Source organism: Streptomyces sp. NPDC059909 (genome assembly GCF_042730885.1).
In the GTDB taxonomy this organism is placed as follows: Bacteria; Actinomycetota; Actinomycetes; order Streptomycetales; family Streptomycetaceae; genus Streptomyces.
Map to the genome: position 1 here is coordinate 22,196 of NZ_JBHWKX010000011.1, position 10,059 is coordinate 32,254.

The 10,059-nt window shown below is 72.1% G+C and carries 10 protein-coding genes; 5 read left to right on the forward strand and 5 right to left on the reverse strand.

Annotation, left to right across the window (positions count from 1 at the left end; all coding sequences use genetic code 11):
- Window positions 1-60: 60 nt before the first annotated feature.
- A complete protein-coding gene (locus tag ACFV9O_RS10540) occupies window positions 61-591 on the forward strand; it encodes a hypothetical protein (RefSeq protein ID WP_385415054.1) in 531 nt (176 codons plus the stop codon).
- Between the two features lie 233 nt (window positions 592-824).
- Here ACFV9O_RS10540 and ACFV9O_RS10545 read toward each other — a convergent pair whose 3' ends face one another.
- From ACFV9O_RS10545 to ACFV9O_RS10555, 3 genes are read right to left on the reverse strand one after another with little or no spacing between them, the layout of a single operon-like run.
- The gene (locus ACFV9O_RS10545) at window positions 825-1,646 is read right to left on the reverse strand and encodes an ABC transporter permease (protein WP_385415057.1); all 822 of its coding nucleotides are present in this window, start codon (window positions 1,644-1,646) and stop codon (window positions 825-827) included.
- On the reverse strand, window positions 1,643-2,629 hold the full coding sequence (locus ACFV9O_RS10550; protein WP_385415059.1) for an ABC transporter ATP-binding protein: 987 nt from the start codon (window positions 2,627-2,629) through the stop codon (window positions 1,643-1,645). The genes ACFV9O_RS10545 and ACFV9O_RS10550 overlap by 4 nt, the downstream gene beginning before the upstream one ends.
- 3 nt (window positions 2,630-2,632) lie before the next feature.
- Window positions 2,633-3,436 (reverse strand): ABC transporter permease, encoded by an 804-nt coding sequence (locus tag ACFV9O_RS10555; protein WP_385415062.1) that lies wholly within the window; start codon window positions 3,434-3,436, stop codon window positions 2,633-2,635.
- Window positions 3,437-3,584: 148 nt separating this feature from the next.
- On the opposite strand from ACFV9O_RS10555, the gene ACFV9O_RS10560 reads away from it, so the two are divergent.
- Window positions 3,585-4,493 carry a winged helix-turn-helix transcriptional regulator gene (locus ACFV9O_RS10560; protein ID WP_385415064.1) on the forward strand — a complete coding sequence of 303 codons (909 nt, stop codon included), beginning with the start codon at window positions 3,585-3,587 and terminating at the stop codon, window positions 4,491-4,493.
- Window positions 4,494-4,514: 21 nt separating this feature from the next.
- Here ACFV9O_RS10560 and pdxH read toward each other — a convergent pair whose 3' ends face one another.
- Complete coding sequence (gene pdxH / locus ACFV9O_RS10565) at window positions 4,515-5,174, reverse strand: pyridoxamine 5'-phosphate oxidase (protein WP_385415067.1); 660 nt, start codon at window positions 5,172-5,174, stop codon at window positions 4,515-4,517.
- Between the two features lie 201 nt (window positions 5,175-5,375).
- On the opposite strand from pdxH, the gene ACFV9O_RS10570 reads away from it, so the two are divergent.
- Complete coding sequence (locus tag ACFV9O_RS10570) at window positions 5,376-6,758, forward strand: PAS domain-containing protein (protein WP_385415070.1); 1,383 nt, start codon at window positions 5,376-5,378, stop codon at window positions 6,756-6,758.
- Window positions 6,759-6,851: 93 nt separating this feature from the next.
- On the opposite strand, the gene ACFV9O_RS10575 is transcribed toward ACFV9O_RS10570, so the two are convergent.
- The gene (locus ACFV9O_RS10575) at window positions 6,852-7,607 is read right to left on the reverse strand and encodes an SIS domain-containing protein (protein WP_385415073.1); all 756 of its coding nucleotides are present in this window, start codon (window positions 7,605-7,607) and stop codon (window positions 6,852-6,854) included.
- Between the two features lie 161 nt (window positions 7,608-7,768).
- Between ACFV9O_RS10575 and ACFV9O_RS10580 the strand changes: the two genes are divergently transcribed.
- Window positions 7,769-8,461 (forward strand): metal-dependent transcriptional regulator, encoded by a 693-nt coding sequence (locus ACFV9O_RS10580; protein WP_385415076.1) that lies wholly within the window; start codon window positions 7,769-7,771, stop codon window positions 8,459-8,461.
- Between the two features lie 591 nt (window positions 8,462-9,052).
- Window positions 9,053-9,916 carry an alpha/beta fold hydrolase gene (locus ACFV9O_RS10585; RefSeq protein ID WP_385415079.1) on the forward strand — a complete coding sequence of 288 codons (864 nt, stop codon included), beginning with the start codon at window positions 9,053-9,055 and terminating at the stop codon, window positions 9,914-9,916.
- Window positions 9,917-10,059 lie beyond the last annotated feature (143 nt).

Consider the following 10,059-nt stretch of genomic DNA (forward strand, 5'->3'; position numbering starts at 1 on the left):
CCGGCGCGCCTCGCAGCGATCCGCCAGCAGGCCAAGACACCCCTCCACGATGCCGCCGCCATGAACGCGACCCGCTGGCAGCTCGCGGACGCCCTCAAAACCCTCGGGAGACCCGTGCACGCGTGGTCGGGCGGGCGGACGAAGTGGAACCGCACCGCCATGGGGCTGAACAAGACACACACCCTTGACGCCCTCTCCATCGGAGAGCTGGACCATGAGAACCGGGACGCCATCGTCCGGGTTCCCCAACAGGTCTGCGTCGTGAGAGCAACCGGACGTGGGGCTTACTCGCGCACCACCCCCAATCGCTACGGCTTCCCAAGGCTTCGGCGCCCGCGCCGCAAGCAGCACTACGGGTATGCCACCGGCGACCTCGTCCGCGCCACCGTGCCCAGGGGCAAGTGGCAGGGGGTGTGGACCGGTCGGATCTCCGTGCGGGCGCGGGGGCAGCACGGCCTCACGACCGCGATGGGCCGCTTCAACGTTTCCCACGTAAACCTGCAGTTGCTCCAGCGGGCAGACGGCTATTCGTACACCCGCCGCGAAGAGGGTCATAAAAAGGGGTTGAGCCCCGCCGGTAGAGGTTCCTAGTGTGTGACTTACGTCGAAAGGAGGTGATCCGGAAGTGATTTCTTGCCGGACGAACGAGGTGGCTGCGGGCTAGCGGCCCGTCGTCGCACATCGTGCACCTCGGCAGGCCGCCTGCCGAAATCCAAGCAGTCACCGACCCGCGGGCTCGCCGGTACGTCCGGCCGGCTTCCTCTTCGGAGGAGACGAGAGCCCGCGGGTTTCTGCGTTCCCGGGCGCTTACGCGCGAGGCCCGGCTACGCGAGGCTCAGGCTGCCCGTGCGCTGGGCGCGCGCCTCGCCGGTACGCAGGACGACCGCGGCCGCTGCCAGGAGCAGGGCGCTCAGAGCGGCCAGGCCGGTGAGGGTCGGGGCCAGGTCGGCGAGCGTGCGACTCTCCAGCAGCGCGCCGCGGACCGCGATCAGACTGCCGGTAAGGGGGAAGACCGCGCCCACGACCTGCACGAGTGCCGGGAGAGCGAAGTTCGGCAGGCGTACAGCGCTGACGAACCAGAGGGGCTCGTCGAGGATCGTGTAGAGGAACGCCGAGTCCCGGGAGAAGACGAGCAGGCTGTTGAGGAAGGCTCCCCAGGCGACCGCCGGGACGAGCAGGGCCAGGAGGACGACGCCGTACATCCACCAGGCGGACACGGACAGGGCTCCGAAGCCCGTCAGCGCGGCGACGGTGAAGCAGGTGAGCAGCCAGGCGTTCTGGAGGAGTGCTCCGGCGCCGTTGGCGATCATCAGGGTGAGACGGCCGGCCGGGGTGAGGAAGAGGAGTTCCAGGGTGCCGGTGGCGCGTTCGAAGGAGAAGTGCCAGGCGGACTGGACGAGGGAGAAGAAGAAGGCGTAGGCCAGGGTGCCGGTGGCCAGGAAGGCGAGCAGGCGGTCGGGGTCGGCGGCGAGCGGCCAGTTCGCCGCGGCGGGGGACGCGGTCGCGACCGGGCGCAGGGTGTAGTAGGTCGTGGCGAGCTGGAGGACCGGCCACGCCAGCATCGAGAAGACGACGAGCGGCTGGCCGAAGAGGCGGCGGTGCTGTTTCAGCGCCTCTGCCGCGAAGATCCTCAGGGCGTGGGTCATGCCGGGACCGCCTCGGGAGCCTCGGCGAGCGTGAGGATCGCGTCCTCCAGGCTGGCCTCCGCGATCTCCAGGCCGCCGATGGAGCCGCCCGCGCCGACGATGGCGGCGGCGAGCGGGCCCGCGATGTCGTCGGGGTGGCGGAGGGTGATGAGCTCCGTGCCGTCGGCGTTCGGTTCGCGGTGTGCGCCGAAGGACTCGGCGACCGCGGCCACCTGCTCGTTCGGGTTGGTGATGGTGATGCGGACCGTACGGTGGCTGCCCGTCGCCGCCTTGAGCTCCGCGGGGCTGCCTTCGGCGAGGTGCCGGCCGCCGGAGATGACGTACACATGGCCGCACAGCTCCTCGACCTCGGCGAGGTAGTGGGAGGTGAGCAGGACGCCGGTGCCGGCGGATGCCGCGAGGTCGGCGACGACGCGGCGCAGGTCGCGGGCGATGGGGGCGTCGAGGCCGAGGGTGGGCTCGTCGAGGAGCAGGTAGTCGGGCTCGTTGATGAGACCGCGGGCGATGGCGAGCCGCTGCGTCATGCCCTTCGAATAGCGCTCGGCCGTGGTGTCGGCGGCGTCCGTGAGGCCCACGAGGGCGAGGAGTTCGTCGATGCGCCGGCGCAGCCGTGCCTTCGGTACGTCGTAGAGCTGGCCGAAGTACCAGAGGTTCTCGCGGCCGGTGAGCCGGGTGTAGACCATGCGCTCGCCGCCCGCGATGAGGTTGATGCGGCGGCGCACGGCGCGGGCATCGGCGACGGTGTCGAGGCCGTCGACGTGCACGGTGCCCGAGGTGGGGCGCAGCAGTGTGGCGAGGATCTTGATGGTGGTGGTCTTGCCCGCGCCGTTGAGGCCGAGGAGTCCGGTGATGCGGCCGGGCGGGATGTCGAGGTCGAGCCCGTCGACGGCGGTCTTGACCGTGCGGGGGCGGAAGGGGCCGAGGAGGCCGGTTTCGCGTACGGGGAAGTCCTTGCGCAGGGCGCGGACCTGGATGCCGCTCATCGGCTAGTACGTCCTTTCGACGGCGCGGGCCTCGGCTCGGGGCAGGAACCACAGTCCGGCCAGCAAGTACGCGACGGTCAGGACCGCGCACACCGCGAGCCGCGGGGCGAGCTCGCCGAGGGGCTGTCCACCGGTGAGCGAGCCGTGCAGGACGTCCATGGCGGCGGTGGTGGGGAAGGCCTCGGCGAGCCACTGCGCGGGCTGCGGCAGGTAGTCGCGGGGGAAGGTGAAGCCGCTGAGCAGGCCGAGCACGATGAAGACGGTGTTCTGGGAGATGTGGGCCTCGCCCGCGGCGATCATCAGTCCGCCGAGTCCGACGGAGAGGGCGAAGACGGCGCCGATGAGGGCGAGCACGCCCAGCGCCGCGGCGGCGGGTGAGGCGACGGGGATCGTGATGCCGAGCAGCGCGACGACCATCCCGAGGGTCAGGAATTCGACGAGGCTGCTGACCACGGCGAAGCCGGTGAAGCCGACGAGGTACGGGAGGCGGCCTGCGGGCGCGATGAGCAGGGCGCCGAGTGTGCCCTGGCGCTGTTCGGTGATGAGCGCCTTGGCCGACCAGAGGATGAGGCGGACGGTGAACTGGAAGGCCGTCGCGCCGACCGCGACGTAGGCGAGGTAGGCGGTGGTGCCCGAGCCTTCGCCGAAGTCGTCGCCGACCTGGCCGCCGCCGATGGCGTGATAGCCGAGGTAGGCGAGCGAGATGGTGAGCGCGGCGGGCAGTACGGTCCCGACGGCGTACGTCCATGGATAGGCGCGCCTGGTCATCTGCCAGGTGCGCCAGGCGGTGGCCCGGGCTATGGGCACGGCCTGCACAATGTCCTCCCCCTGTGGATCCGTGGATCGCGGATGCGAGCGAACCGCAAGTGAGTTCCCTTTGGGAACCTACACTGAGTTTCTATCGGGAACTCACGCGGTGACGCAAGATGGAGCCCTGACAGGAAGGAGTCCGCCGATGGGACGGGCCGTGCCCGAGCGTGACGCCGCCTGCGCCATCGCGCAGGCGGCCGCCGTGATCGGCGACTGGTGGAGCATGCTGCTCGTCCGCGAGACGGCACGCGGCCGCCACCGCTTCGACGAGCTCCAGCGCGAGCTCGACATCTCCCGCAAGGTGCTCACCGAGCGGCTGACCCACCTCGTCGACTCCGGGGTCCTGGAGAAGGTCCCGTACCAGGAGGGACCGGTGCGGTACGAGTACCGGCTGACGGCCACCGGCCGTGCCCTGCTCCCGGTGCTGGTGTCCATGCAGGACTGGGCCGACCGCTGGCTCCTCGGCGACGGCAGCCTCACCGCCACGGCCGACGACGACAGCGCCGAGGCGCACCGGGTCCACGCGCTGCCCGGCACCCGGCTGCCGCGGCTCGCCCTCCCCGCGCACACGGGCGGGGAGACCGACCCCGTGGACACCGGCGGGCGGGCCGCGGCCACGGTGCTGTTCTGCTATCCGGCGACCGGGTATCCGGCGACCGGGCGCCCGAGCCCGCTGCCGGAGGGCTGGTCCGGCGTCCCCGGCACCGTCGGCTGCACGCTGGAGAACCGGCTGTTCCGGGACGCGTACGCACACTTCACGGCGGCCGGAATCGCGGTGCGCGGGGTCAGCACGCAGCGCCCGGACGAGCAGCGGGCGTTCGCGGCGGCGGAGGACATCCCCTTCCCGCTGCTGTCGGACATGGACACGCGGCTGGCCGCGGCGCTGCGGCTGCCGACGTTCCGGGCCGGGCAGTCACTGCGGCTGAAGCGGGCGGTGCTGGTGGTGGACCGGGAGCGTACGGTCCGGCACGTGCAGTTCCCGGTCACGGACATTCCGGCGGCCGTGGAGACGGCGCTGGAGCGGGGGCGCGAGGTGGCTGCGGCCTCGGGGTGACGGGGTCGCGGGTGACGGCCGTCAGGGTGACAGACGCTCCACCCGCCACCCCGCGGGCTCGTCCTCCGTCCGTACGTACCGCAGCCGGTCGTGCAGCCGGTTCTCGTGCCCCTGCCAGAACTCGACCGTCTCCGGCGTGACCCGGTAGCCGCCCCACTCCGGCGGCACCGGGACCTGCTGCCCCGCCGGGTAGCGGGCCTCGAGCTCCTCGTAGCGGCGCAGCAGCTCCTGCCGGGAGGGGATCACCGAGGACTGGGGGCTGGCCCAGGCGCCGAGCTGGGAGCCGTGCGGGCGGGTGCGGAAATAGGCGGCGGTCTCGTCGCGGCCGACGCGAGCCACGGTGCCGGCGACGATGACCTGGCGGGCGAGCGGGTGCCAGGGGAAGAGCAGCGAGACGTAGGGGTTGGCGTCGAGTTCGCGGCCCTTGCGGGAGGTGTAGTTGGTGTAGAAGACGAAGCCGCGGTCGTCGAAGTGCTTGAGCAGCACCGTCCGTGAGGAGGGTCGGCCGTCGGGGGTGGCCGTGGAGACGACCATGGCGTTCGGCTCGTGGAGGTGGCCGGCGGCGGCGTCCTTGAACCAGTGGACGAACTGTTCCATCGGCTCGGCGGGCAGGTCCGTTTCGTGGAGCGGGGTCGAGCGGTACTGCTCGCGCATGGCGGCGGGGTCGAGAGCGTCGGTCACGGAGTCATCCTGCCCTAGGGCTGTCCGGCGGATCTTTCCCCTGCCTGCCTCTGCGGTGCAGATCTCGGCGGTGACGCCAGGCACGGCAGGTTTTCCGAGGAGCAACGATTTCCGGGAAATTCATGTGTCCTGTGTCACGTTCCAGTTGAATGGCCGAGCGTGCGTCTGCACGTGAGTACACGTCCTGCAGGGGGTGCCGGGATGAGTGCGTCCAGGAGTGAGACGGCCCATGCCCTCGGGCCTGACGAGCCGGAACGGGAGCCGGAGCGGGTCGGCCCCGGGTCGGATCTGCTCGCCGCGTTGCTGGACGGGATGGACGCGGCGCTGTGCGCGTTCGACGCCGACGGCGTGATCACGCACTGGAACCGGGAGGCCGAGCGGATCCTCGGCTGGTCGGCCGAGGAGGCCGTGGGGCGGCGCGGGTTCGCGGGATGGGCGGTGCGGTCCGCGGACGCGGACGAGGTGCAGGCGCGGCTGATGGGCGCGATGCACGCGCCCGGGCGCCAGGTGCACGAGTTCGCACTGCTCCGCAAGGACGGCGGACGGGTGCTCGTACGGACGCAGTCGGCGGGGGTGCGTGGGGCGGACGGGAAGCCCGCGGGGGTGTACTGCGCCTTCAGCGAGGTGCACGCGCAGATCGACCTGGAGCGGTCGATCGCGCTGAGCGAGGCGCTGTTCGAGGACGCCTCCTGGGGTGTCGTCCTGGTGGACGTGGATCTCCGGCCGACCATCGTCAACGGGCACGCGGCCCGGATGCTCGGCTCCGGTGCGCGGACGACGCTGCTGGGGCGGCCGCTCGGTGAGCTGATCGTGCAGGGCGTGGAGGAGCTGGAGGGCGCGCTGCACCATGTGCTCGCGGAGGGGGCACCGGGGGCGCTCGCCGAGCTGTGGGTGACGGTGCGGACGGACGAGGGGGAGCGGAGGCGCTGCTGGCGCAGCGGGTTCCTGCGGCTGGCGTCGCCGCTGGCGGAGGAGCCGGTGCCGCTGGGGGTCGGCTGGCTGTTCCAGGACGTGACGGAGGCGAAGCTCGCGGAGCAGGACGCGGACCGGATGCGGTTCCGGTTCAGTCAGCTGCACCGGGCGGCGCGGGCGGCCGCGGAGTGCGAGGACCCGATGGAGGCGGCGACGGCGCAGATGGACTTCGCGCTGGCCGGTTTCGCGGATCACGCGCTCGTGGACGTGGTGGCGCCCGGCGGCAACGGAGGCGAACGGCTCGTACGGGCCGCGGCGACGCCTTCGGGCGCGCCGGGACCGGTCGCGCGCGTGGCCGGGGCCGGGATCCCGGTGCGTTACGCGCAGGGGCATCCGGCGCTGCAGGCGATGGACCGGATCGGTTCGGTGCGGGCGAGCGCCGGGGGTGGCAGGGGCGGTGCGGAGTCGTGGGCGGCGGAGCGCCAGTGGCCCCGCGACGCGGTGCACGCCCTGTGCACGGTGCTGCGCAGTCGCGGTCGGACGCTGGGCGTGCTGACGTTCCTGCGCGCGGCGAACCGACCTGCCTTCGAACGCGCGGACGCCGTGTACGCGGAGAGCGTGGCGACGCGGGTGGCGGCGGCGCTGGATCTGTCCGCGGCGCAGGGGGAGTGAGGCCGCGGGCGGGGCCGGGCGGGGCCGGGCGGCGCCGCAGGAGCCGGGTGCCAGGTGTGCGGAGGTGCCGCGAGCCGGGTGTGCGGAGGTGGCTCAGTGCCGGAAGAAGATCCGGTCCGCGTACTCGCTCATCACGCGCCCGTTCCACTCATGACCGCCGTCGACGTTGCCGGACCGCAGCAGCGGCGGCTCGATGCCGCGCGCGACGAGCTCGCCCGCCGCGGCCGCCATCGTCGCCTGCATCAGCGCGCTGGTGACGACCGTGGAGGCGGGGGCGAAGGGGGCCGCGATGCCCTCGGCGGTCAGCTCCGCGTCCCCCACCGCGATCTTGGAGTCGAGGACGATGTCGCAGTGGTCCTTGAGGTACGTCCCGGAGACGTGCCGGGAGCGGGTGTCCGTCGCGTACGCCACCGACGTCACACCGATCACCGTGAGGCCGAGGGCACGCGCGTTCATGGCCATCTCGACCGGGAGGGCGTTGCGGCCCGAGAGGGAGATGATGATCAGCAGATCGCCGGAGCGGGCGGGGCTGGAGTCGAGGACCGCGCCCGCGAGGCCGTCCACGCGCTCCAGCGCGGAGCCCAGCGTGGCGGGCATGACGTCGACGCCGACGACGCCGGGCACGGCGAGCAGGTTCATCAGGGCGAGGCCACCCGCGCGGTAGACGACGTCCTGGGCGGCGAGCGAGGAGTGGCCGGCGCCGAACGCGAAGAGCCGCCCGCCCGCCGCGACCGTGTCCGCGATGGCGGTGCCGGCGGCCGCGATGCCGGCGGCTTCCTCGTCCCGCACCCGCTCCAGCAGGCCGATCGCGGCGTCGAAGAACTGACCCGCCAGTTTGTTCTCGCCCATTGCGGTCGCCCCTTCTCGTTGTGTCGCGGATCACGTTGCGGTCTGGACCATTGCTCTGTCAATACGGGCTTCCCCGCGGTGGGCCCGGTTGTCAGTGCTATGCGTCAGAATTGAGCCAGGGCCATCGCACGATTCTTTTGTCACAGCATCGAGGGGCACGTATGTCCGGACTGATTGACACAACGGAGATGTACCTCCGCACCATCCTCGAGCTCGAAGAGGAAGGCGTGGTCCCCATGCGCGCCCGGATCGCGGAGCGGCTCGACCAGAGTGGCCCGACGGTCAGCCAGACCGTGGCGCGGATGGAGCGCGACGGCCTGGTCATGGTCGCGGGCGACCGGCACCTGGAGCTCACCGACGAGGGCCGGCGGCTGGCGACGCGCGTGATGCGCAAGCACCGGCTCGCCGAGTGCCTCCTGGTCGACGTGATCGGCCTGGAGTGGGAGCAGGTGCACGCCGAGGCGTGCCGCTGGGAGCACGTGATGAGCGAGGCCGTGGAGCGGCGCGTGCTGGAGCTGCTGCGCCACCCGACGGAGTCTCCGTACGGCAACCCGATCCCGGGTCTGGAGGAGCTGGGCGAGAAGGCGGAGGCCGATCCGTTCCTGGACGACTCCATGGTCAGCCTGGCCGAGCTGGACGCGGGCGCGGAGGGCAAGACGGTCGTGGTCCGGCGGATCGGCGAGCCGATCCAGACGGACGCCCAGCTGATGTACACGCTGCGGCGGGCGGGCGTGCAGCCCGGGTCCGTGGTGAGCGTGACGGAGTCGGCGGGCGGCGTGCTCGTGGGCAGCAGCGGCGAGGCGGCGGAGCTGCAGGCGGACGTGGCCTCGCACGTGTTCGTGGCGAAGCGCTGACGTCGTAGGCTCCCACGGCCACGGCCACGGCCACGGCCACGGCCCCGGAGCCGACCCGGCCCGAGGCCCTTCCTGGCGTTCCCGACGCGCCCGTACCGTATGCGCGGTGCGGGCGCGTCGTCGTGCTCGTACGCCTTCGTGCCCGCTCCGCGCGCCGCGGCGGCACCCGGTGGAGCCTCCGGGAACGCGCTTTCCGGCCGGAATGGCAGCGCCCGGGGCGATTCGCGTGCCACGCTGAGCTGAGGCATATGACCTGGGGGTGGCACATGCCGAACCGCATGCCGTACGGACACATGGAGGGCCCCGGCGCCAGGCGGCGCCGGGGCCTGTCCTCCCCTGTGCGACCCGGAGCCCCGAGCTCTCAGGGTCGCTCCCCTCGGACCGTTTTCCCCGAGCGGTCCGCCTCCCGCAGAAGATCTCCCCTCGGCGACGAGCGTCAATCCTTGAGCATGGTCACTCGAACGAGGGGTGTTGGGCGCGGGGCCCCGGTTTTCGAATGGAAGTTCGATAGTCTGGCGTGACTCGATCGCTTGTCGATCACTTCTTCATCGCTACGGAGATCCGCGGGGGACAGAAGGGGGTGCCAGGACCATGGTGCGGCGCATCGACGTGACGGGAGCGGGCGGCGTACGCCTCGCTGCCTGGGAGTTCGCCGATCCGCCCAAGGGACGCGGTGAGACGGACCGCGCCCAGGGCGTGTTATTGCTGCACGGGCTGATGGGCCGCGCCTCGCACTGGGCCTCCACGGCCCGCTGGCTCGCCGAGCGGCATCGCGCGGTGGCGCTCGACCAGCGGGGCCACGGACGCAGCGAGAAGCCGTCGGACGGCTCGTTCACGCGCGAGGCGTACGTGTCGGACGCCGCGGCCGCCGTCGAGCAGCTGGGCCTCGCCCCGGTCACGCTCATCGGCCACGCCATGGGCGCCCTCACCGCCTGGCAACTGGCCGCCGAGCGCCCGGACCTCGTCCAGGCCCTGGTCATCTGCGACATGCGCGCCTCCGCGCTGGGTGCGGCCTCCCAGCGGGAGTGGGAGGACTGGTTCCGCAGCTGGCCCGTCCCCTTCGCCACCCTCGCGGACGTCCGGAAGTGGTTCGGCGAGGACGACCCCTGGGTGGAGCGCCCGAGTCCGGCCCGCGGTGAGTTCTTCGCCGAGGTGATGGCCGAGCGTGCGGACGGCTGGCGACCGGTCTTCTCGCGCCGACAGATGCTCACCTCCCGCGAGACCTGGGTCCACGACGCCCACTGGGACTCCCTCGCCCAGGTCCAGTGCCCCACCCTCGTCGTCCGCGGCCTCGACGGCGAGCTGGGCCGCGCCGAGGCCCAGGAGATGGTCCGGGTCCTGCCCCGCGGCCAGTACGCCGAGGTCCCGGACGCCGGCCACCTCGTCCACTACGACCAGCCGGCCGCCTGGCGCAGCGCGATCGAGCCGTTCCTGGACGGCGTGCTGACGCCGTGACCTGACGGCACGACATGACGCCATGACACGAGGTGCGGGGGGGGGGGGGATGAGGGCTTTGCGAGGAGTTATGCTGGAAAGGGGGGGGGGGAGGGGGGAGACGGAGGAAGAAAGCCAGGTCGGCTCCCGACTCCCTCCCCCCC

Bases quoted from the DNA above. Each gene is read 5' to 3' on its own strand.
- ACFV9O_RS10540 (WP_385415054.1), top strand. From the start codon at position 61: ATGAACGCGACCCGCTGGCAGCTCGCGGACGCCCTCAAAACCCTCGGG.
- ACFV9O_RS10545 (WP_385415057.1), bottom strand. From the start codon at position 1,646: ATGACCCACGCCCTGAGGATCTTCGCGGCAGAGGCGCTGAAACAGCAC.
- ACFV9O_RS10550 (WP_385415059.1), bottom strand. From the start codon at position 2,629: ATGAGCGGCATCCAGGTCCGCGCCCTGCGCAAGGACTTCCCCGTACGC.
- ACFV9O_RS10560 (WP_385415064.1), top strand. From the start codon at position 3,585: ATGGGACGGGCCGTGCCCGAGCGTGACGCCGCCTGCGCCATCGCGCAG.
- ACFV9O_RS10570 (WP_385415070.1), top strand. From the start codon at position 5,376: ATGAGTGCGTCCAGGAGTGAGACGGCCCATGCCCTCGGGCCTGACGAG.
- ACFV9O_RS10575 (WP_385415073.1), bottom strand. From the start codon at position 7,607: ATGGGCGAGAACAAACTGGCGGGTCAGTTCTTCGACGCCGCGATCGGC.
- ACFV9O_RS10580 (WP_385415076.1), top strand. From the start codon at position 7,769: ATGTCCGGACTGATTGACACAACGGAGATGTACCTCCGCACCATCCTC.
- ACFV9O_RS10585 (WP_385415079.1), top strand. From the start codon at position 9,053: ATGGTGCGGCGCATCGACGTGACGGGAGCGGGCGGCGTACGCCTCGCT.